The organism is Microbacterium shaanxiense (genome assembly GCF_054779995.1).
Genome location: NZ_BAAGXE010000003.1, coordinates 626,117 through 647,846, shown reverse-complemented (window position 1 = coordinate 647,846; position 21,730 = coordinate 626,117). Strand labels below are relative to the sequence as shown.

Here is a 21,730-nt window from a genome sequence, read left to right as displayed (position 1 = left end):
AACATCATGAGGCTCGAAGGCAAAGTCGCCATCATCACCGGCGGCGCCAGCGGAATCGGTCGCGCGACCGTCGAGAAGTTCGTCCGCGAGGGCGCGAAGGTCCTGATCGCGGACATCTCTCTCGAGCGGGCGCAGCAGGCGTCAGATGAGATCGCGGCCTCCGGCTTCGACGGCGCAACGGCTGCCTGCCAGGTCGACGTGTCGGTGTTCACCGAGGTCGAGGCGATGGTCGCCAAGGCGGTGGAGGTGTTCGGAAAGCTCGATGTGATCTTCAACAACGCGGGCATCGCCGGCGGGAAGCCGCTGCTCGAGCACAATCCGGCCGTCGACTACGAGCCGATGATCCGCGTCGATCAGGATGGCGTCTACTACGGCATCCTCGCGGCGGGACGCCAATTCCGCGATCAGGGCACCCCCGGCGTGATCATCAGCACGTCGTCCATTTACGGTGAGCAGGCGGCCGAGCTGTCGTTCACCTACAGCGCCGCCAAGGCGGCGGTCATCTCGTTCACGCGTTCGGCCGCGTACGAGCTCGCGCAGTTCGGCATCCGCGCCGTGGCGATCACTCCCGGCCGTGTCGGCACGGCGATCATCAACCAGTTCAGCGACGACCTGAAGGCCACCTTCGCGGCCGAGCAGATGCGCAACAAGATGACCGAGCCGTCCGAGATCGCCGACGTCGTCGCGTTCCTCGCCTCCGACGAGGCGAACGTCATCAACGGCACGGTCGTGCACGTCGACGACGGCTATTCGTCGTTCAAGCAGCGCCTCGACCTGCCGGTGTTCTGAGGATCGCCATGGACCTCGATCTCTCCTGCCACCTGTCGGTCATCACCGGCGACGCGGATCGTGCCGGCCTCGCCCCGATCCTCGGCGGCCTGCGCGAGATGGGGTACCGCAGGGCCGTGCTCGCACCGATGGACGAGGGGGCGACAGACGCTGCGGCACTGGGCGCGGTGTTCGTCGAGGCCGGCATCGCGCCGATCACGATGTGTGGACAGGGACCGGGTGCGGATGTGTCCTCGCAGGACGCGGCCGAACGGGCGGCGGGAGCCGCGGCGCTCAGAGCATCGGTCGACTTCGCAGTCCGAATCGGCGCCGATCAGCTGAACGGTGTGCCGTACGGCCTGTTCGGCCGCCCCACTCGCGCGCCGATGCGCGAGGCGCTCGAGTGGAGTGCCAGGGAGGTCGGCGCGGTGGCCGACTATGCCGCGGACCGCGGCGTGCAGCTCACCTTCGAGGTCCTGAACCGCTACGAGGAATCTGCGATCAACACCGCGGCGCAGGCGGTGGAATACGTCGCCATGAGCGGATCGGACAATCTCGGCATCCATCTCGACACGTTCCACATGGCGATCGAGGAGGCCGACATGGACGAGGCGATCCGTCACGCGCTGCCGCACCTGCGCTACCTCGAGCTCGGCCAGTCGGGTCGCGGCTTGCTCAGCACCGGGGCGCTCGACATTCCGGGCGTCGTTGCGGCGGCGCTCGACGACGGCTACGGTGGCCGCATCGGAGTAGAGGCGTTCTCCCGTCCGCTGCTGGCGGGCGGCGTGGCGGACATGCTGTCGATCTGGCGCTCGCCGTTCCAGGATGGGCTGGAGGTCGCTGCAGACGCCGTGCGCGTCATCCGCAAGGGGTGGGCCGAAAGCGGTCCAGGCCGACGGGCCCGCCGACTCTCCCGAACCGGCGCCTGAGACCCAGCAGCAACGAAAGGACCACCGGATGTCCACCGTGACCGAAAAGGCCGAGCCCCTCATCTCCGAGAGCGTGTTCGGCGGAAAGATCTACATCGACGGCGAATGGGTCGTCGGCTCCGGCGGCGCGATCGACTCGATCGAGCCGGCGACCGGCGAGGCACTCGCCTCCGTCGGCGTCGCCGGCGCGGACGATGTCGCGCGCGCGGCCGCGTCGGCCGCGAAAGCCCAGCGCGACTGGGCGGCGACTCCGCATCCCGCACGCGCGGCGGTACTGCGTCGGGCCGCCCAGTTATGGGAGCAGCACGCCGACGAGATCATGGGCTGGAACATCCGCGAGGTGGGTGCCATCCCGCCGCTGGCGGGCTTCGCGCTGCACGTCACAGCGGCAGAATGCTACGAGGCCTCCGCGCTGCCGTCGGCTCCGCTGGGCTCGATCCTCTCCAGCGAGGAGCCGCGGCTGTCGCTCGCCCAGCAGATCCCGGCCGGCGTCGTGGCTGTCATCTCACCGTTCAACGTGCCGCTCATCCTGGGCATTCGTGCGGTCGCCCCCGCTCTCGCTCTCGGCAATGCGGTGCTGCTCAAACCAGACCCCCGTACGGTGATCACCGGCGGCGTGTCGATGGTGCGGATCTTCGAAGAGGCCGGTCTGCCGGCGGGGCTTCTACAGCTCGTCCCCGGTGGGGCCGACGTCGGTGAGGCGCTCGTCACCGATCCGAACGTCCGGGTGATCGCCTTCACCGGCTCGACCCGTGCGGGTCGCATCGTCGGCGAACTCGCCGGACGACACCTGAAACGCGCGCATCTCGAACTGGGCGGCAACTCGGCGTTCGTGATCCGAGAAGATGCCGACGTCGATCAGGCTGTGAATCTCGCGACGTGGGGTGCGTTCCTGCATCAGGGGCAGATCTGCATGACGGTGGGCCGGCACATCGTTCACGCGTCGTTGTTCGACGAGTACGTGTCGAAACTCTCGGCGAAGGCCGATTCGATGGTGGTGGGCGACCCCGCTGCGGGGCAGGTGCATCTGGGACCCCTCATCGATCAGGTACAGCGTGACCGCGTTCACAGCATGGTTCAGGGTGCTGTCGCCGAAGGCGCGACGCTTGCCGCCGGGGGCACGTATGAGGGACTCTTCTACCGTCCGACGGTGCTCGCGAACCCGTCGCGCGATGCAGCGGCGTACTGCGACGAGGTGTTCGGCCCTGTGGCATCAGTGGTGTCCTATGCGACGGACGACGAAGCTGTCGAGTTGGCTGCCGCCACAGAGTACGGGCTGTCGCTGGGTATCGTGAGCCGCGACACTATGGCGGCTCTCGCGATGGCACAGCGTATTCCGACCGGCATCGTGCACATCAATGACCAGACCGTGAACGATGAGGCCAACAGTCCGTTCGGCGGTGTGGGCGCGTCGGGCACGGGGTCTCGTCACGGCGGCGCGCAGGCGAACATCGATGCCTTCACCGAGACCCGATGGATCACTCTTCGACGGGAACCGGGTCAGTACCCGCTCTAGGAGTGCCGTCGATTCGCCGACAGGTCAGCCGCGTCTCGTGCTCAGCGCGACTGGCCGCCGGGGAACGCCGTCTTGCGCAGCAGATCGGCGAGCGTGACGCGTTCGCTCTCGGTGAGTTCGCTGTGCAGTATGAGTGTGCTCGCGCGAACCTTCTGCCGCGCCTTCTCGAGAGTCTCGAGGCCGAGGGCAGTGGCGACGATCACGTTCGCACGACGGTCGCGCTGGTCGGGTTCGCGTTCGACGAGCTTCGCCCTCTGCAGTTCGTCGACGAGAGCGACCACCTGACTCGGGTCGAGCCGGAGGAACTCCGCGATCTCGCGCTGCGACGGGCGCCGGCCGACCGCGGCCAGCTCGAGCACCGAGTAGGAACGCACCTTGAGGCCGAACTCGGCGAGGGCCGCATTGCCTGCGGCGTTGGAGAGCGCGCTCGCACGGGCGAGCAGGAAGCTCATGTCGTCGATCAGCGCGTGGCTGCCCTGGGGCTGCGCCGCGGGATTCGTCATGTGTCCATCCTACGGTACGGTGATGCTACCAATAATTGAAATTCTCAAGTAAACTGAGAACACACGAACGAAGGAGTGTCATGTCACTGGACGGCAAAGTCGCCATCGTCACGGGGTCCGGCCGCGGACTCGGGCTCGCCTATGCCCAGGAACTCGCGCGTCAGGGCGCCTCCGTCGTCATCAACGACGTATCGGAGGATGCCGCAGCAGAAGCCGTGGCGGCGATCGAGGCCGAAGGCGGCAAGGCCGTCGCCGTCGTGGCGCCGGTCGGTCCGACCGAGACCGCGAAGACGCTCGTCCAGACCGCCGTCGACACGTACGGGCGACTCGACATCCTCGTCACGAACGCCGGGGTGCTGCGCGACACGGTGCTCTGGAAGATGAGCGACGACGACTTCGACACCGTCATCAACGTGCACCTGCGCGGAACGTTCACCTGCGTCCGCGAGGCCGCCACCTATATGCGTGCGAACGAGATCGCCGGCCGCATCATCTGCATCGGTTCGCCGACCGGTCAGCGCGGCAACTTCGGTCAGACGAACTACGCGGCTGCCAAGGCCGGGATCGTCGGGATGGTGCGCACCTGGGCGATGGAGCTCAAGAAGGCCGGCATCACGGCCAACGCCGTCATCCCCGTGGCGGCCACCGCCATGACCGCCACCGTGCCGTACTTCGCCGCCGCGGTCGAGGCCGACGAGAAGGGCGAGGCGATGCCGGCGTTCTTCCGGCACGACCTCGGCTTCGGCACCTCCGCCGATGTCGCCGGGCTCATCTCGTATCTGGCTTCGGATGCCGCGGCATCCGTCACCGGCCAGGCGATCGGCGTCGGCGGCGACCGCATCCAGTTGTGGTCGCACCCCGAGGCCGTCGTCACCGAGTACCAGGACGGCGGTTGGACGCACGCCGCCCTGGTCGAGCGGTTCGACGACGTCATCGGAACACGGCAGCAGTCGGTCGGCGAACGTTTCCCCGCGCTGCCGGAAGAGCTGCAGCGCTGAGACGATGACCCGTTACGAGCCGAACCTCGACCTCGACACCCTCGGGGCCATCGACGTCCACGTGCACGTCGAGATCGACGGTCACGGGCATGCGTCGCTTCCCGACGACCTCGTGGCTGCGGCGTCGAAGTACTTCGCCGCCGATGCGACCAGGCCCGATCTCGACTCGATCGCCGCGTATTACAGAGAGCGGCGGATGGCGGCAGTGGTGTTCACCGTCGATGCCGAGACAGGACTCGGTCACTCACCGATCTCGAGTGCGGACATCGCCGAGGGTGCCGCGCGCCACAATGACGTGCTGATCCCGTTCGGGTCTGTGGACCCGAACCGGACGGATGCCGTGGACCGCGCCCGCCGGCTCATCGAGGACAGCGGCGTGCGGGGCTTCAAGTTCCATCCCACCGTGCAGGGGTTCGACCCGAGTGATCCGGCGCACTTCCCGCTGTACGAGGTGCTGCAGGGTGCCGGCATGGTCGCGCTGTTCCACACCGGCCAGACTGGTATCGGCGCCGGGCTGCCCGGCGGACGCGGAATGCGTCTCGCGCTGTCGAACCCGATGCTGCTCGACGACGTCGCCGCCGAGCATCCTGAACTGCAGATCATCATGGCTCATCCTTCGGTGCCCTGGCAGGACGAGGCGCTGTCGGTCGCGACGCACAAGCACAACACCTGGATAGACCTGTCGGGGTGGAGCCCGAAGTACTTCCCGGACTCCCTCGTGCGTGCGGCGAACTCCTACCTCAAGGACCGGGTGCTGTTCGGCTCCGACTATCCGTTGCTGACACCCGATCGCTGGATACGGGATGCCGAGGCGACCGACCGTTTCAAACCAGAGGTGCGCTCGCGCATCTACAAGGACAACGCCGTGCGGCTGCTCGGCCTCGATCGAACCACGAAAGGGACATCATCATGACCACCACCGTCGCCTATGCCGACCTCGCGAGTGCTGCCGGTACCGACCTCGGCTTCTCCGAGTGGCTCGAGGTCACCCAGGACCGCATCGACACCTTCGCCGATGCGGCCGATGATCACCAGTGGATCCACGTCGATCCCGAGCGCGCCGCGGGCGGACCCTTCGGCGCACCGATCGCGCACGGATTCCTGACCCTGTCGCTGGCGACGAAGTTCTGGAGCGAGCTGTTCGAGCCGGAGGGCGTCACCACCCGGGTCAACTACGGGCTCGACAAGGTGCGGTTCGTCTCACCGGTCGCCGTGGGGTCCCGCGTGCGCATGAACGCCGTCATCGCCGAGGTGACGGAGGTCAAGGGCGGCTATCAGCTCGCCGTCGACCAGACCATCGAGATCGAGGGCGCCGCGAAGCCAGCCGTCGTGGCTCGCGGGATCTACCGCTTCTACGCCTGATCCGAACTCGGACCGGCATCCAATCGCAAAGAGGCTGAGGATGAAGAATCAAGGACTGGGCAGCTGGATCGCACGCCGTCGCGTGAAATCCGAAGGCGATATCGCGGTGATCCAGGGCGATCGCGCCTACCGCTACGAGGAACTCGCCGACCGGATCGACCGGTTCGCCAGTGCGCTGGCGGAGCGCGGCGTCGCCAAGGGCGACCGGGTGGCATACCTGGGGAACAATCACCCCGATTTCCTCACCTCGTTCTTCGCCTGCGGTCTGCTCGGGGCGATCTTCGTCCCGTTGAACACCCGTCTCGCACCGCGCGAACTCGAGTACATGATCGACGACTGCGGCGCGCGTCTGCTGATCACCCATGAGGAGCTCCGCGACGTCGCGCGCGCTGCCGCATGGTCGAGTGCGATCGAGCGGCGCATCATCGTCGATGGTCCGGCCGAGGTGCCGGCGGTCGAGAGCTTCGATGACGTCGTGGCCGCAGCATCCACCACGCCGCCCATCGCCGAGGTCGTCCTCGACGACCCGGCCATGATCCTCTACACCTCGGGGACCACCGGGCGCCCGAAGGGGGCCGTGCTCACGCACGGGAACTTCACCTGGAACTCGATGAACGTCCTCGTCGACTACGACCTCACGTCCGAGGAGCGCACCCTCCTCATCGCACCGATGTTCCATGTCGCCTCCTTGGGCATGGGCGCGCTGCCGACGCTGCTCAAAGGCGGCACGCTCGTGGTGCAGGAGAAGGTCGACCCAGGGGCCGTGCTCTCCGCCGTGCAGGAGCACGGGATCACGAGTCTGTCCGGGGTGCCGACGACATTCCAGATGCTCGCCGAGCATCCGGACTGGGACGCAGCCGACCTCTCGACGCTGCGGAGGCTCACCTGCGGTGGTTCCAGCGTTCCACTGCGGGTCATCGAGGCCTACGAGAAGAGAGGACTGAGCTTCTCATCCGGTTACGGGATGACCGAGACGTCACCGGGTGCGACCTCGCTCCCGTACCGCAAGGCCAGGGAGCACGTCGGCTCGTCCGGCATCGCGCACTTCTTCACCGACGTGCGCATCGTCTCGCCGGAAGGGGAGGTGCTGCCGGCGGGGGATGCGGGAGAGATCGAGATCAGCGGTCCGAACGTCATGAAGGAGTACTGGCTGCGCCCGGATGCCACACGCGACGCGCACCACGGTGAATGGCTGCGCTCCGGTGACATCGGCTTCCTCGACGAGCAGGGCTATCTCACCATCAGCGACAGGGTGAAGGACATGATCATCTCGGGTGGTGAGAACATCTATCCCGCCGAGATCGAACAGCTCATCATGGAACGGACGGAGATCGAGTCCGTGGCAGTGATCGGCGTACCGGACGAGCGATGGGGCGAGGTGCCGCTGGCGATCGCCGTCGCCCGCTCCGAGATCGCGGCAGATGACGTGCTCGCGCATCTCGCCGGGCGCATCGCCAAGTACAAGATCCCGCGTGGAGTGCGTTTCGTCGACGAACTGCCGCGCACGGCGAGCGGCAAGGTGCGAAAGGCCGATCTGCGCGGCAGGTTCACCCTGGAGTGACCGTGTGCGCGAACTCTCGCGAGGAGCGCTAGATGCCGACCGCCGCCGGCTGGGCGGTCAGCGCGGCGAACTCCGCCTCCGATCGGGGGGCGAGCTCGGCGCGAAGCCGACGGTACAGAGCGAACGACTCCGGCGCCGGCCACTGCGCATCCATGAACTCCGGAGGCAGCCGCGGGTCGGTGCGCAGCAGTTCGAGCCAGTCGGCGACGAGCATCGTGCGCATGACGATCGCGGATGACGAGTCGTCCACCCTGACATCGCGCCATGTCGCGATGAACGCGTGGTGCGCCTCGCGTATCCCGTCGATGTCCCAGGCGTCGCGCACGCTCGACGCGATCGGGAATCCGTCGAGTTCCTGAGCGTGGAACGCCATGACGGCGCCGTCGGGGAGTTCGTCCCGCAACGGCTCGATCGCGCTCGCCAGCGCCGGACGCCCGGATGCCAGCCACAAGCCGTCACGCAGCGGCGCGAAGCCATGCCACGTGAGCGTGGAACGCAAGCGTCCGCGCAGGGTGCGCAGCTCTTCGGGCAGCGAGAAGGTCACGAGAGTCCAGCCGTCTCCGTTCGGGTGGAAGGGCGAGGGGCCGCGGACACGATCCGTCGCCTCGCCGAGGATCTTGCGTCCGGCAGGTGTCAGGGAGAACTCGAGATGTCGACCGTGCCGCTCGCGGGTCAGGACGCCACCGCGCACCAGACGATCCAATGTCGCCCGGGCAGCGGGCGCTGCGACACCCGCCCCGTGCAGCACCTCGAGGAACACACCGGTGCGCACCGGTGCATCCTCTCTCTGCGCCATGAACTCGCCCAGGAACGACAGGACCAGTCGTTTCGGCTGCCGACTGCGCGTCGGCTCGCTCTCGGCCGTGCCGTCGCCTGCGGCGCCTGTGGGCGCAGTCATGCGCTCGCGCGCACGGCTTCGCCGCGCTTCGCCCGCTGGATCTGCTCGTACACATGCGTGCGCAGCTCGGTGAAGCGGGGGAGGGCCCTGGTCGTGATCTGATCCCGTTCGGGCGCCAGATCGATCGTGAGATCCTCCTGCACCCAGGTCGGCGACTTCGACAGCACGATCACACGCTCGCCGAGATACACCGACTCGTCGATGTCGTGCGTGACGAACAGGATCGACATCCCGCGCTCGGAGTGCAGCCTGCGCACCAGATCCTCGAGGTCGGCGCGGGTCTGGGCATCGACAGCGGCGAAGGGCTCGTCCATGATGAGCACCTCGGGCTGGTACGCGACTGCGCGCGCGATCGCGACGCGCTGCTGCATTCCGCCGGACAACTGCCAGGGGTAGCTCTTGGCGGCGTGGTCGAGCCCGACCGCCAGCAGGGCGTCATCCACCAGCTGGGCGCGCTCGTCCTTGGAGAGCTTCCTGTGCTTGAGCGGCAGCTCGACATTGCCGCGCACGGTCAGCCACGGGTAGAGGCTGCGCCCGTACTCCTGGAAGACGAGGGCCATCTTCTCCGGTGGAGAGGTGACGCGCCTGCCGTCCAGCTGGACGTCGCCCGCCGTGGGGCGCAGGAGACCGGCGATGCACTTCAGCAGCGTCGTCTTGCCGCACCCGGACGGGCCGACGATGCACACGAGCTCGCCGCGATTCATCGTGAAGCTGATGTCGCCGATCGCCTCGACCCGGCCAGTGGCCGATTCGTAGACCTTGTTCAGGCTGTCCACCTGCAGAAGCGTCTCAGGCACGCTCGACCTCCTTGATTCCGTGGTACCAACGCAGCACCCTACGCTCGATGAAACCGAACACCACTGCGAGCAGTACGCCGATGAGCCCCAACAGCAGGATGCCACTCCACATCTCGGCGATGAGGTAGTTCTGCTGGAAGTACTTGATCTGATAGCCCAGCCCGGACGACGAGTAGAACAGCTCCGAGATCACCATCATGATCAGGGCGACCGACAGCGTCTGTCGCACGCCGGCCATGATCCGCGGACTCGCCGCGGGCAGCACGAGCGCGAACAGCCGCTGGGAGCGGGTGAGCGAGTACGACCTGGCCGTCTCCGTCATCACCGAGTCGGTCGCGCGCACGCCCTCGATCGTGTTCAGCAGCACGGGCCAGATCGCACCGAACGCGATCACGAGGATCTGCATCGCATCGGTCACGCCGAGGAAGGCGACGAAGACGGGGATGAGCACCGGAGGCGGAATCGCACGGAAGAACTCCAGGAGCGGCTCGAGCAGTTCGCGCAGCCAGCGTGTGAGTCCGATGAGGGTTCCCGCGACGACGCCCGCGATCACAGCGATGACGATGGCCACCGCGAGTCTGGCGAGGCTCGGAAGCACGTCGTCGACGAATGCGGCCCCGATCCAGGTGTCGGAGAACGCCACGGCGATGGTCTGCGGAGCGGGGAAGAACTTGGCCGGTGCGATCGTCGCGGCCACGCCCCAGATGAGGAGGAGAACGAGGGGGAGTGCGACGGCGTAGAGCGTGTTCTCTCCCGCCTTCGCCCACAGACGCGACTTCGGCGCCGGTGTGCGGACCGTGCTGGTGTACAGCGTCATGATGCGTCATCTCCTCTCACGGACTGGTGCCACGACAGCGTGCGGCGCTCGATCGCCCGGAAGCCGATGTTGATCAGGAGGCCGAGCACGCCCGTCACGATCACGATGGCGTAGACGGTGGTGATGTTGCCGATCCCGGATGCCACGGTCAGCTGCCGTCCGAGGCCGGGGTTGCCGATCGTCATCTCCGCCGTGACGGCGAGGATGAGGGCGACCGCGGCCGCGAGCCGCAGCCCCGTCATCAGGTAGGGCAGAGCGGTCGGCAGGACGAGATTGCGCAGCTGCGACGCCCGGGTGAGGCCGAAGCTGCGCGCCGTGTCGCGCGCCACGGTGTCGATGTCCGCGACGCCGTAGAGCACCTGCACGAACACCTGCCAGAAGCTGGCGTACACGATGATGATCAGCGCGGCCGGGAGCTGGAGCCCGTAGACGAGGATCGCGAGCGGGATCAGCGCGACGGACGGGATCGGCCTGAGGAACTCCACCACGGTGTGGGTGGCGCGCCGCAGCACCGGGACCATCCCGATGGTCGCCCCCAGGGCTGTGCCGAGGATGGCGGCGATGACCAGGCCGATGGCCCATGCCGTCATGGTGCGGCCGATGTTGCGCCAGAACTCCAGGTCGCGCAGGAGGACGCCGAGCTGGGCGAAGGTGTCCGTCGCGGAGGGCAGCTGCTCGGGGTTGAGGATCCTCAACGTCGAGAGCAGCTGCCACACCGCGAGGAACACGACGACCCCGAGTGCGCCGAGCAGCACGCGGCGGAGCGCACCGATGCGCTGGCGCCGTCGGTGGCCGGAGAGCCGCCGTGAAGAAGTCGCCGTCGTCATGCCGTGATCACTGCTGCTGGATCAGGCGATCGAAGTCCGGCAGCTTCTCGATGTACTCGTACTTCACGGCGAGATCGGCGAGCGTCTTGATGCTGTCGACGTCCATCTCGAACGTGAAGGTGGGAAGGGTGATCCCCTGCGCGGCCTCGAGCGGGATGTCGAGCCCCTCTGCGATCGCCGCGTAGACGGCGTCCTCGTTGGCCGAGGCGAAGTCCAGTGCTTCCGTCATCGCCGCAGAGTAGTCCGCGACGAGATCGGGATCGTTGTCGATGAGGTCCTGAGTGGTGATGTTCGTCAGCACGGAGAGGCCGGGGATCGTCGCCTGGTACGGGGCGACGACCGACACCCCGCCCTCGCCGACGATCATGCCGCGGAACGGGTCGGGCGCCCAGCCGGCGTCGATGGTGCCTGCGTCGAGCTGCGCCTTGACATCGGGGAACGCGACCTCGATGAACTCGACGGTGGACGAGTCGCCGCCATCGGCGTCGATGGCGGCGCGGATGGTGAGGTCACCGGCGGCGCCGAGGCTGTTCACCGACACCTTCTTGCCGCTGAGGTCCTTCGGGCTCGCGATGCCGGAGTCGCCGAGGGCGACGACCGCGTTCACATCGTCGCCTTCGGCCCGACTGTCGGCGTAGTCGCCGATGATCGCGACACCGAGGTCCTGCAGGTCGGCGCGGATGGGTCCGAACGGCTGTCCGATCGCGAACTGGATGTCGCCGCTGAGCAGTGCGGGGATCGCCTGTGCGCCGCCCTGAGCCGGCACCACCTCGACCTCGAGTCCGTGTTCGGCGAAGATTCCCTCATCGATGGCGGCCCACAGCGCTCCGGTCTCGGCGATCGGCAGTGCGGCGACGCGGATCTTCGTGACCTCCTCGGGCGCACCCGAGTCGCTCGGCTCCGCGGCAGGGTCTGCGGCGGAATCGGTGCAGCCGGAAAGGGCAAGGGCGGCCACGGCCAGAAGGCCGATCGTGGCAAGACTCTTCTTCATGGTGGGCCTCTCGTGGGTGGGCGTCGACGCCCGCAGCCCGCATGCTCTCTTCGGGGAGAGCGCACTCCCCGGAGGGGGAGCACCACGGTACGCACATCGACGTGCTAACAATGCCCATCGTGTGCGAGTTCGGTCGAACTGTCAAGAGTTTTATGACGCCCGTCAGAGATTCATGAAATAAATGCTGCCCGTGCGCGGCTCATCGGCCTCGACGCGTCACCTCCGCTTCGATGCCGGCGGAGGTGCCGACGATGTTCGACGCCGTCACGGTGACCGCCTCGGCAGTGGTGCCCGCGTGATCGACGATGAGGCAACGCTGATCGGCGGTCTCGCACAGCACCTCCCCGGACGGCGCGCGCACGGTATAGGTCACCGGCAGGTCGGCGTTACTGGGGGTCCAGCGGATGTGCAGGGTCTTTCCTGCGGCGAATGCGCTGACCGAACCAGGAGCCGGCGGACTCGCGATCCGGTGGTCTCCCGTCGGGAGGATGAGGCTCTCGCGCGCGCCCGAACGGGTCAGCTCCAGCGCGATCTCGCCGTCCGAGTGCATGCGCACTGATCCGGTGGTCGTCGCATCGAGTCCCGCGGCATCCAGGTCGACGGTCATCGACCGCGAGTTCTCCGCTTCCAGTGCCACTTCGTTGTAGGGCGTGAGAGATGCCGCGGCGTTCAGCTGCTGGTCCCGCACGCGCACCTGGCGCTCATCGATCACCTGCACCTCATCGGTGAGGACGGGCTCGAAGGTCGTCGTCCGCAGCGCGTGCGAGGTCGCGGTGACTCTGCTCCAGCGCGCAGCGTCATCTCGTGGTTCGAGGCCGCTGATCCAGTACACGCCGTCCACCGGCATGCCGAGATCCTCGCGTTCGTCGCCCGGCTCCCATCGGAACGTGATCGCACCGGGATCGGTGATGCGCGCGGGCGTGTCGCCGAGGTACGCGGCCGCATCACTCCAGCCGAGCCACGCGCCGAGCATCCCATGATCGGCGCCCTCGTAGTAGTGGGCGCGGTAAGGGATGCCGGCGTCCTCGGCGGTGCGGTCCCATTTCTCCGTGTTGGCCAGAGCGATGTCCTCGCTGCCCGACTCCATGTAGGTGCGCACGCTGCCCAGGTTCTCGACTCGCAACTCCGCGCCCTCGCGGTCCCGCTGCTCCGCGGTGTTGTAGTAGCCGGCGCCCGAGACGATCGCTGCGCCCGCGAACAGATCAGGGTGATTGGTGAGAAAGTGCGTGGCGCCAACGCCGCCCATCGAGAATCCGCCGATGACCGTGCGCTCGCTGTCCAGCGAGTATGCGGCGGCGACGCGGTTCCACACCTCCCAGACGTCGAGTTCGGCGTGGTTGATGTACCACGACGAGAGTCCTCGGCCCAGAGGTGTGACGCAGATCGAGCCTCGCTCCTCGCACATCGGGACGTAGACGTCGTCCTTCCGGTCGCCGATGAACCCGTTGTGGTTGGAGTTGCCCCCGTGCAGCAGGATCGTCAGCGGCGCGGACGTGCCGGGAGCGTACCCCTCTGGCACGTACACCGTGTAGGGCTGCACGCGCCCCCAGAAAGTAGCCGGCAACACGGCCGGACCGGGGCTTCTGCGGGCACCTTCGGCGAACCCCTGGGCGATCTCGACCGAAGACACGAACCAGCGTGTCGAGTATCCGGTGGGCATGGCCTCGGGTGTGGTGACGTCGTCGAGCAGATCCGCCCAATCCACTGCGATGGCGAACTCGCTCACATCGCCCACGGCGAGGTGCTGTGTCTGCCGTCCGTTGTTCCACTGGCTCGATGCGTCCGCGTTGCCGTCCACCACGGGCGGCTCATCCGCCATATCGCGGAACGCAGCGTTGTACACGCGGGTTCCTTCGGCGCTCTCGGGGGGAGCGGCGAAGCCGGTGCCGGCGGAATCGGCGACGCCTGCTGCCAGCCGGACGTTCCAGAGCCCGTCGACGGGAAGGATGCTGCGGGGCACCTTCACGACGAACGCTCTCGCGTCCGTGTCCACCGTGACGGTGCCACCGACGGATTCGACGTCATTGCTCGCGCCGGTCGTCAGATCGAGCACCCATGCGCCTCGGGAGGACACCACGAGTGCGGAGTCGATTCCCGGCGAGGTCGCACGGGCTTCCGCCGGCCATTCGGCCACGCCTGTCGCGACATCCGAGTCGGTGTCGAAAGTCCACGCGGCGATCGGCACGTCGGCATCGACGAGCGTGTTCCAATCGACGCGCCAGTACGTGCTGTGCTCGTCTGCCGCGACGCCCGCCCGGAAGATGTCGGCGCCGTTCGACGCCGCCTCAGCGGCGGTGTAGGTGTAGTCACCCGCTCCGGTGTCGTCGTAGAGCCAGTCGGCCCAGAGGAGAGCGCCGTCGACGAGACGGCTCGTCCCCGAAGTTCGGGGGAACTCCTCGGAGAAGTCCCAGGCGAGGGCATCCGGGAGTTCCGGCTCGTCCGCTGTCGCCGCGGCGGGCGCGCCCTTCGGCATCCCGGGAGTCGTGGGCGCGCCGGCGGTGCTGAGCGCGCCGTTCACCGCCTCGGAACTGAACGCGGCCGAGTCGTGTGCGCCGGCCGTGAGCGTCCCGATTCCGACGGCTCCGATCGTCAGCGCCACCAGGGACTTTCGCAGACCGGGTCCGAGTCCTCGGGTGCGTGCCGGCGGCGCGATCGTAGGGGTCACGGCTTCTCCTTCGAAGCATAAAGTCAATCAGGATGACATTCTGCCCCGAAAGCTAACAGCTTCGCCACGCGGTCGTCAACCGGCGCTCCGCCCGAAGGGTGCGGGAGAGGCGGGTGCGAGGTCAGGACTCGGAATCGGAATGCGACGCACGGTCGGCGCGGAGGCGTGCGGCTGCGAGTCGCGAGGGGATGTGCCGGGGACGGATGTCGTTCGTCCTCCTGCCGATGGCCTCGGCTTCGGCCTCGTCGTCACCGAAGTAGCCTCCGGCGAGTACCTGCGCGGAGTGGTCGAGCACCTCGGCGAGAGATCCGCCGAGCTCATCTCCGAGTTCCGCAGTGAGCCGGTCCTCGTGCGTGCGCAGCTCCGCGTGGCACGCCTCCAGAACCTCCCAGCCGTGTTCGGTCAGCCGGACCAGCCGCACGCGCCGATTGGTCGGGTGGTCGCCGCGCTCCACCAGCCCCATCTCGATGAGTTCGTTGGAGACCGTGTGCGCAGCCTGCGAACTGACGAAGACGCGGCGCGCGAGCTGCGCGTTGGACAGTGGCAGACCCTCGCCGAGGACCTGCAGCACGAACAGCTGCGAAAGTGTCACACCGTGGGAGAGCGCGCAGTTCTCGGCGAAGCGGTTGAACGCGCGACCGAGGCGATATGCGCTGTAGTTCAGGCGTGCCGTCGCGGGTTCGCCGCGCGGGTCCCGTGTGATCTCGTCCACATCGTCCGACACTACATGCTCCTCGGAGCCGGGCGATCGGGAGCTTGCGGCTGGTTGAGGAATATCATTCGGCATGATACTTTTCATCTCGCACCAACGACCTGTCTGTTCACAACGATGTGGAGATCATCATGAAACTCAACCGCTTGGGCGCAGCCCTGATCGCGGGAGTCGCGGTGTTCGCGCTCGCCTCCTGCAGCACCGGCTCGACTGACGACGACGCCGGTGGGGACTCCGGCAACAGCGGAGGGGTCAACACCGACGCCCCTCTGTACGACCAGCTCCCGCAGAAGATCAAGGATGCCGGTGTCATCAGCATCGCCGGCGACACGCACCCGCCGTACCGCACCGTCGAGGAGGGCGGCGAGATCACCGGGATCGACCCAGAGCTCCAGGCGGCGCTGTCCGAGCAGCTCGGAGTCCCGTTCGAGATCAAGTCCGTCTCAGGCATGGAGGCGATCCTGACCGGGATGCTCTCCGGCCGCTACGACGGGTTCAACGGTCCGCTGCGCACCACGCCAGAGCGCGAGAAGGACTTCGACGCCGTCGTCTGGATGACGACCATCACCTCGTATGTGTACCTGTCCGAGCGCGAGGACGAACTGGCCGACCCCGAGGCCCTCTGCGGCGCTCGCGTGGCCGGCGTGGGCGGCTCCGTCACCGAGAGCCAGCTGGAGCGCTACGGAGAGTGGTGCGTCGCAGAGGGGCTCGAACTGCCCGAGTTCATCGGGCTCGATGACACCAACGCGACCTTCCTCGCGGTCAACTCCGACCGTGCAGACTACGCGGGGACGACGCAGACGGCGGCGATCGACCTGCAGGCGACCGATCCCGGCCGGTACGAGTACCTCGTGCAGTCCGCAGACCAGGGCGCCGGCGTCGATCAGCTCGCCTTCTTCGTGCCCAAGGGGAGCGACATGGCCGAGCCCCTGCTCGCCGCGTTCGAGGCGATCTTCGACAACGGTGAGTACGAGCGGATCATGACCGAGTGGAACCTCACCGACGTCGCCGTCGAGGAACCAGTGCTCAACCCGATGACCGCCGAATGACGACGACGGAGACAATCATGACGACCCACTCTGCAGAGCCCACGGCGGTGATCGACGTCGAGCATGCGCGCCCGCGCGTCCGACCGCTGCGGATCATCGGCGGCCTTCTGCTTGCCTCCGTCGTGCTCGCACTGCTGTGGTTCCTCATCAGCAACGAGCGCTTCGAGTGGCCGGTCGTCGCCGAGTACCTCTTCAACGGCAGCGTTCTGGTCGGGCTCGGGATGAGCTTGATGCTGACCGCGATCGGGATGGTGCTGGGCTCGGTGCTCGGCACCTTCCTGGCCGCCGGCCAGCTCAGCGACTTCTGGCCGGTACGGATGGCGTCGATGGGCTTCGTCGGTCTGTTCCGCGGCATCCCCCCGCTCGTGCAGCTCATCTTCTGGTACAACCTCGCCTACCTGCTCCCGCGCATCTCGGTCGGGGTCCCGTTCGGTCCCGAGTTGTTCAGCTGGTCGACGAACGACCTCATCACGCCGATCACGGCGGCGATCATCGGACTCTCCCTGCACGAGGCCGCGTACATGGCGGAGATCATCCGTGCCGGCATCCTGTCCGTGGATCAAGGGCAGCGGGACGCGGCATCCGCCATGGGATTCAGCCGATGGCACACGTTCACGCGCATCATCCTCCCGCAGGCGATGCGCGTGATCATCCCGCCGACCGGATCGCAGGTCATCGCTCTCCTGAAGGGCACATCCCTGGTGAGTGTGATCGCCATGGGCGACCTGCTGCACGCGGTCCAGGTCATCTACAACCGCACCTACGAGGTGGTCCCGATGCTCATCGTCGCGGTGATCTGGTACCTCGTCGTCGTCACCGTGCTCACGGTGATCCAGCGTCGTGTCGAGGATCACTTCGGCCGCGGCACCACGCGCATCGCCGTCAAACGCACCGCCCGAGCGAAGGAGCGTCAATCGTGACCATGGAATCGTCCGGTCTGATCGTTCAGCCGAGAATGGCAGACGGATCACCGCTGCTGCGGGTCTCCCAGGTGCGCAAGCGCTTCGGCGATCAGGTGGCCCTGGACGGCGCGAGCCTGGACGTCTACGAGGGGGAGGTCGTCGCGATCCTCGGTCCCTCCGGTTCGGGGAAGTCGACACTCGTGCGCTGCATCGACCAGTTGGAGTCGATCGACGGCGGCTCGATGTCATTCGAAGGCGACCTGCTGGGCTTCGAGGAGCTCCGTGGGCACCTGCGTCCGCTCGCCGACGCGGGGCGCAGGCGTCAGCGCCGTCGGATGAGCATGGTCTTCCAGCAGTTCAACCTGTTTCCGCACTGGACGGTGCTCCGCAACATCACGGAGGCTCCGATGCGGGTGCACGGGGTCTCCGCGGGCGAAGCCAGACGGCGTGCGCTCGAACTGCTCGAGCGCATCGGTCTTGCCGACAAGGCGCACGCCTATCCGCGGCACCTGTCCGGCGGTCAGCAGCAGCGTGTCGCCATCGCGCGCGCCGTCGCGGTCAGGCCACGGATCCTGCTCTTCGACGAGCCGACGAGCGCGCTCGATCCGGAACTCGTCGACGAGGTGCTGCAGACCATGAAGACGCTCGCCGCGGCCGGTCACACGATGGTGGTCGTCACGCATGAGGTCGCCTTCGCACGCGAGGTCGCTGACCGGTGCGTCTTCATGGCGGACGGGCGGGTCGTCGAAGACCGTCCGTCAGAGGACTTCTTCACAGACCCGCGATCCGAGCGGTTGCGGACGTTCCTCACCCGGTCGGGGAGATCGCAGAACGAAGTCGCGGACTGATGTCTGCGACTGACAACCCCATTCACATCAACGAGGAGCAGCTATGAGCACCGGACCACTTGCGGGTAAGACCGTCATCGATCTCACGACGGCCCTCGCGGGGCCCTATGCCACCCTTCTGCTCGCCGGACTGGGCGCTCGGGTCATCAAGGTCGAGAACCCCACTCGCGGGGGAGACTCCTCGCGCAACAACTCTCCGTACGTCACCGCCGACGGCCTGAGCCTGAAGCGCAAGTCGTCCGACGACATGTCCGTGTCGATGATGCTCCGCGGGCGCGGCAAGGAGTCGATCACACTCGATCTGAAGCAGCCCGACAGCCGCGAGGTGCTGTTCGATCTGATCCGTGACGCGGATGTCGTGGTGGAGAACTACAGCTCCGGTGTCACCAAACGGCTGGGAATCGACTACGGCGCGATCCGTGATCTCAACCCGCGTCTGGTCTACACGTCGATCAGCGGCTTCGGTGCCACCGGCGACCACGGTGACCGCAAGGCGATGGACACGATCATCCAGGCGCTCAGCGGCGTGATGATGACCGCCGGGGAACCGGGTGACCCGCCCGTGCGGTTCGGCCTTCCGGTGGGAGACCTCGTGGCGCCGCTGTTCAGCGTGATCGGCACCCTGAGCGCCCTCATGCACGCCGAGCGCACCGGCGAGGGCCAGCACGTCGACGTCTCGATGCTCGGTGCGCTGACTTCGCTCGTCGCCTGCGAGCCCTTCGACGCGTTGGAGTCGGTGGGATTCCCGCTGCGCACCGGCGCTTATGTGCCCCGGCTCGCGCCGTTCGGCAACTTCCGTGCGTCCGACGGATGGTTCGCCATCTGCGCCCCGACCGACCAGTTCGCCGCGGGAGTGCTTCGAGCGATCGGCCGCGAGAGCCTGCTCTCCGGGGAGGACTTCGGCTCTCGCGACGCACGAGTGGCCAACGCCGACCGGCTGCACGGACTCATCGCGGGCTGGGCCGCCGAGCACACGGTCGCAGAGGCTCTGGCGGCGCTGGAGAGCAACGGCGCTCCCGCCGCCGAGGTGCGCACGACCGCTGAGGCGGTGCGCGACCCCCAGGTGACGAGTCGCGGCGAGGTGGTACCGCTCGTCCATCCGAAGTTCGGGCACTTCGACGGACTGTTCGGATCCGGCATCCCCGTGCTCTTCTCCCAGAGCCGTACGGATCTGACGACGCCGGCGCCCGGACTCGGCGAGCACACCGACGCGATCCTGCGGCAACTCGGCTACGACGCCGAGCGCATCGCGCAACTACGCCAGAACCGGGTGCTGTGACGGAGGCTGTGCGGGACCGCCGCCAAATCGGTGTGGTCGGAGCGGATCTGCCACGGCAGATCGTGCTCGCCGCCGGCGCGTCGCCCGAGCGCCTGTTCGGTGCATGGTCGGGTGCGGTGTCGCCGCGCGCGTCCGAGCTACTCGGCGCGGTCGATGCAGTGGCGGGCAGGATCCTCGACAGCATCCTCGCCGGCGAGCACGATGATCTCGCCGGGCTCGTGATCTGCAATGATTCGCAGGCGAACCTTCGGATGTTCTACGTGCTGAGGGTGCTCGCCGCGAGGGGAGAGGTCCCGATCCCCGTGCAGCTGCTCGATGCCCCGCGTGGGCAGGGCGCAGCGAAGCAGGCGTTCGTCGTCGCCCAGTACACCCGGCTCGTCGACTTCTGCAGACGCGTGACCGACGCCGACATCGGGGTCGACGAGCTTCGTCGTGCGGGTGACGTCGAGCAGAGCGTGTCTGATGCCCTCGAACGCATGCGTGAGCGACGTGCACAGGGACGCTGTGCCGGCACGTCCGCGCTGAACGCCTACCGCGCTGCGGCGTCGTTCACACCGGAGGCCGCCGTCGAGGTCATAGATGCCGCGAGCACGCCGGTCGGGCAGGGTGATCGTCTCTTCGTCACTGGTAGCGGTCACCCGGACTCCAGCGTCTATCAGGAGCTGGAACGCGACGGGGCGATCGTCGTCGCCGAGGACCACGATGCGGGAGACGGCGGCTGGTTCGCGGGCTGCAGCACGGGCGAGTCGGAGGCGGATGTTCTCGTCGGGCTCGCCTCACTGCACGCGTCCCGCCCGCCCTCGGCTGCCCGAGGCTCCACAGCCGAACGCGTCGGAGCGCTGCGTCGACGCGTGGCGGACACGGGAAGCACTGCGGTGATCGCGCTCGCACGGGACCTGGATGATGCGCCCGCATGGGAGCTGCCCGCCATGCGGGATGCTCTCGCTGAGCTGCGGGTGCCGTTCGCGGCGCGCGTGCAGATCTCGGCGGATGGAGCTCTCTCGGCCTCGCGGGATGCTGTGACCGCACTCCAGGAGAAGGACGGATCGCGCCGATGACCGAGGACAGACTCGCTGCCGCGGCGGCAGCCACGCGACACCAGAAGGCGTGGTTCGCCGAGACGGTGCGGCGAGCGCAGGAGGGCGAGCCGATCGCGCTCGTGAACGCGGATGCACCGCACGAGGTGCTGCGGGCGATGGGCATCCCCTACGTCGTCAACCAGTGGTGGGCGTCGATCATCTCCGCCAAGCGCCTCGGTCCCTCGAGCCTGGAGCACCTTGCCGCCCTCGGGCTTCCGGACTTCAGTCAGCAGTACGACGCCATACCCCTCGGCGCGCAGGACCTGCCCGTCGAGCAGCGAGCGTGGGGCGGGCTGCCGGATCCTGCGTTCGCGATCGCGGAGCGCAGCGGCGACGTCACGCAGAAGATCTTCGAGCTGTGGGGCGAGCGCGAAGGCACAGAGACCTTCCTGCTCTCACGCACCGGTGCCGATCCGGTGCCATCCTCCTGGTGGGAGAAGGTCCCCCGCGATTGGGAGGACGCCTTCGGAGGTGATCGGCTCGACCTGCTGCAGGTGGAGATCGAGGAGCTCATCGCCTGGCTGAGCGAGCGCACGGGTCGCAGCCTCGACCGCGATCGGCTCGCGAGGATCATGGATCTCGGAAACGAGCAGGCCGAGTGGAATCGGCGCACGCGCGACCTGATCGCCGCTGCGCGGCCGACGCCGGTGCTGGTGAACGACACGATGCCCGCCGTGATGGTGCCGCAGTGGCATCGGGGGACGCAGTGGGCTGTGGATACTGCGCGGGCGCTGCACGACGAGGTCGCGCGTCGCATCGACGACGGCGTCGCGGTGTGCGCGGACGAGAAGCGCCGGCTCATGTGGGTCGGTCGCGGCCTGTGGTCCGACCTCGACATGTATCGCCGTTTCCACGAGGAGTACGGGGCCGTGTTCGTCTGGTCGATGTATCTGGCGATCGCGGCGGACGGCTACCCGCGATACGGGGAAGACCCTGTGCGCGCCCTTGCCGCCCGATTCGTCGGTTTCACGGATCAGCTCTACGTGCCGCCGTGGTCGGCCGAATGGTACGTGAAAGAGGCGCTCGCACACGGGGTCAACGGTGTCGTGCACCTGGTCGCGGACGACACGCCGGGTGCGGGGTTCATCTCCGAGGCTCTCGAGGCGGAGGGCATACCGGTTCTGGAGATCCGGGCGAACAACGCGGACTCCCGTTCGAGCGGCAGCGCCCGCATCCCGGAGCGCATCGAGGAGTTCCTCCGCGAACGCGTGCCGGCGCGGGACTGACAG

General features: G+C 67.6%; 21 protein-coding genes. 13 read left to right on the top strand and 8 right to left on the bottom strand.

Going from position 1 to position 21,730, the window contains the following annotated elements; all coding sequences use genetic code 11:
• Nucleotides 1–6 precede the first annotated feature (6 nt).
• Genes ACYVG2_RS12730 through ACYVG2_RS12720 form a run of 3 tightly spaced genes read left to right on the top strand, consistent with a single transcriptional unit; the run spans nucleotide 7 to nucleotide 3,213 of the window.
• On the top strand, nucleotides 7–789 hold the full coding sequence (locus tag ACYVG2_RS12730; protein ID WP_460781325.1) for an SDR family NAD(P)-dependent oxidoreductase: 783 nt from the start codon (nucleotides 7–9) through the stop codon (nucleotides 787–789).
• An 8-nt stretch (nucleotides 790–797) separates the two neighbouring features.
• Nucleotides 798–1,697: a sugar phosphate isomerase/epimerase family protein gene (locus tag ACYVG2_RS12725; protein ID WP_460781324.1), complete on the top strand. Its 900-nt coding sequence runs from the start codon at nucleotides 798–800 to the stop codon at nucleotides 1,695–1,697.
• 28 nt (nucleotides 1,698–1,725) lie between these two features.
• The gene (locus ACYVG2_RS12720; protein ID WP_460781323.1) at nucleotides 1,726–3,213 is read left to right on the top strand and encodes an aldehyde dehydrogenase family protein; all 1,488 of its coding nucleotides are present in this window, start codon (nucleotides 1,726–1,728) and stop codon (nucleotides 3,211–3,213) included.
• A gap of 41 nt (nucleotides 3,214–3,254) precedes the next feature.
• Here the strand turns inward: ACYVG2_RS12720 and ACYVG2_RS12715 are convergent, their stop codons facing one another.
• The gene (locus ACYVG2_RS12715) at nucleotides 3,255–3,716 is read right to left on the bottom strand and encodes a MarR family winged helix-turn-helix transcriptional regulator (protein ID WP_448964753.1); all 462 of its coding nucleotides are present in this window, start codon (nucleotides 3,714–3,716) and stop codon (nucleotides 3,255–3,257) included.
• 80 nt (nucleotides 3,717–3,796) lie between these two features.
• Between ACYVG2_RS12715 and ACYVG2_RS12710 the strand changes: the two genes are divergently transcribed.
• Genes ACYVG2_RS12710 through ACYVG2_RS12695 form a run of 4 tightly spaced genes read left to right on the top strand, consistent with a single transcriptional unit; the run spans nucleotide 3,797 to nucleotide 7,637 of the window.
• Nucleotides 3,797–4,714: an SDR family oxidoreductase gene (locus tag ACYVG2_RS12710; protein WP_460781321.1), complete on the top strand. Its 918-nt coding sequence runs from the start codon at nucleotides 3,797–3,799 to the stop codon at nucleotides 4,712–4,714.
• A gap of 4 nt (nucleotides 4,715–4,718) precedes the next feature.
• Nucleotides 4,719–5,627, top strand: coding sequence for an amidohydrolase family protein (locus ACYVG2_RS12705; protein ID WP_460781320.1), 909 nt, complete (start codon nucleotides 4,719–4,721; stop codon nucleotides 5,625–5,627).
• A complete protein-coding gene (locus ACYVG2_RS12700; protein ID WP_448964750.1) occupies nucleotides 5,624–6,076 on the top strand; it encodes a MaoC family dehydratase in 453 nt (150 codons plus the stop codon). The genes ACYVG2_RS12705 and ACYVG2_RS12700 overlap by 4 nt, the downstream gene beginning before the upstream one ends.
• A gap of 40 nt (nucleotides 6,077–6,116) precedes the next feature.
• Complete coding sequence (locus tag ACYVG2_RS12695) at nucleotides 6,117–7,637, top strand: acyl-CoA synthetase (RefSeq protein ID WP_460781319.1); 1,521 nt, start codon at nucleotides 6,117–6,119, stop codon at nucleotides 7,635–7,637.
• A gap of 28 nt (nucleotides 7,638–7,665) precedes the next feature.
• Here ACYVG2_RS12695 and ACYVG2_RS12690 read toward each other — a convergent pair whose 3' ends face one another.
• From ACYVG2_RS12690 to ACYVG2_RS12660, 7 genes are all read right to left on the bottom strand, one after another.
• A complete protein-coding gene (locus ACYVG2_RS12690; protein ID WP_460781317.1) occupies nucleotides 7,666–8,535 on the bottom strand; it encodes a PaaX family transcriptional regulator in 870 nt (289 codons plus the stop codon).
• Entirely contained in the window at nucleotides 8,532–9,332 is an 801-nt protein-coding gene (locus tag ACYVG2_RS12685; protein ID WP_460781316.1) for an ABC transporter ATP-binding protein, read from the bottom strand. The genes ACYVG2_RS12690 and ACYVG2_RS12685 overlap by 4 nt, the downstream gene beginning before the upstream one ends.
• The gene (locus ACYVG2_RS12680; RefSeq protein WP_460781315.1) at nucleotides 9,325–10,149 is read right to left on the bottom strand and encodes an ABC transporter permease; all 825 of its coding nucleotides are present in this window, start codon (nucleotides 10,147–10,149) and stop codon (nucleotides 9,325–9,327) included. The genes ACYVG2_RS12685 and ACYVG2_RS12680 overlap by 8 nt, the downstream gene beginning before the upstream one ends.
• Nucleotides 10,146–10,976 carry an ABC transporter permease gene (locus ACYVG2_RS12675; RefSeq protein ID WP_448964745.1) on the bottom strand — a complete coding sequence of 277 codons (831 nt, stop codon included), beginning with the start codon at nucleotides 10,974–10,976 and terminating at the stop codon, nucleotides 10,146–10,148. The genes ACYVG2_RS12680 and ACYVG2_RS12675 overlap by 4 nt, the downstream gene beginning before the upstream one ends.
• 7 nt (nucleotides 10,977–10,983) lie before the next feature.
• Entirely contained in the window at nucleotides 10,984–11,967 is a 984-nt protein-coding gene (locus ACYVG2_RS12670; protein ID WP_460781314.1) for an ABC transporter substrate-binding protein, read from the bottom strand.
• 199 nt (nucleotides 11,968–12,166) lie between these two features.
• Nucleotides 12,167–14,632: an alpha/beta hydrolase-fold protein gene (locus ACYVG2_RS12665; RefSeq protein WP_460781313.1), complete on the bottom strand. Its 2,466-nt coding sequence runs from the start codon at nucleotides 14,630–14,632 to the stop codon at nucleotides 12,167–12,169.
• A 121-nt stretch (nucleotides 14,633–14,753) separates the two neighbouring features.
• Nucleotides 14,754–15,356, bottom strand: a complete 603-nt coding sequence (locus ACYVG2_RS12660; RefSeq protein ID WP_448964742.1) for a MarR family winged helix-turn-helix transcriptional regulator — start codon at nucleotides 15,354–15,356, stop codon at nucleotides 14,754–14,756.
• Nucleotides 15,357–15,475: 119 nt separating this feature from the next.
• Here ACYVG2_RS12660 and ACYVG2_RS12655 point away from each other — a divergent pair, with 119 nt between their 5' ends.
• The 6 genes from ACYVG2_RS12655 to ACYVG2_RS12630 are packed head-to-tail and all read left to right on the top strand — an operon-like array spanning nucleotide 15,476 to nucleotide 21,727.
• On the top strand, nucleotides 15,476–16,393 hold the full coding sequence (locus ACYVG2_RS12655) for a transporter substrate-binding domain-containing protein (RefSeq protein WP_460781312.1): 918 nt from the start codon (nucleotides 15,476–15,478) through the stop codon (nucleotides 16,391–16,393).
• A gap of 17 nt (nucleotides 16,394–16,410) precedes the next feature.
• Nucleotides 16,411–17,313: an amino acid ABC transporter permease gene (locus ACYVG2_RS12650; protein WP_448964740.1), complete on the top strand. Its 903-nt coding sequence runs from the start codon at nucleotides 16,411–16,413 to the stop codon at nucleotides 17,311–17,313.
• A gap of 2 nt (nucleotides 17,314–17,315) precedes the next feature.
• Nucleotides 17,316–18,143: an amino acid ABC transporter ATP-binding protein gene (locus tag ACYVG2_RS12645; RefSeq protein WP_460781467.1), complete on the top strand. Its 828-nt coding sequence runs from the start codon at nucleotides 17,316–17,318 to the stop codon at nucleotides 18,141–18,143.
• 43 nt (nucleotides 18,144–18,186) lie between these two features.
• Nucleotides 18,187–19,422, top strand: coding sequence for a CaiB/BaiF CoA transferase family protein (locus ACYVG2_RS12640; protein WP_460781311.1), 1,236 nt, complete (start codon nucleotides 18,187–18,189; stop codon nucleotides 19,420–19,422).
• A complete protein-coding gene (locus ACYVG2_RS12635) occupies nucleotides 19,419–20,480 on the top strand; it encodes a 2-hydroxyacyl-CoA dehydratase family protein (RefSeq protein WP_460781310.1) in 1,062 nt (353 codons plus the stop codon). Before ACYVG2_RS12640 ends, ACYVG2_RS12635 begins: the two co-directional genes overlap by 4 nt.
• Nucleotides 20,477–21,727 (top strand): 2-hydroxyacyl-CoA dehydratase, encoded by a 1,251-nt coding sequence (locus ACYVG2_RS12630; RefSeq protein ID WP_460781308.1) that lies wholly within the window; start codon nucleotides 20,477–20,479, stop codon nucleotides 21,725–21,727. Before ACYVG2_RS12635 ends, ACYVG2_RS12630 begins: the two co-directional genes overlap by 4 nt.
• Nucleotides 21,728–21,730 lie beyond the last annotated feature (3 nt).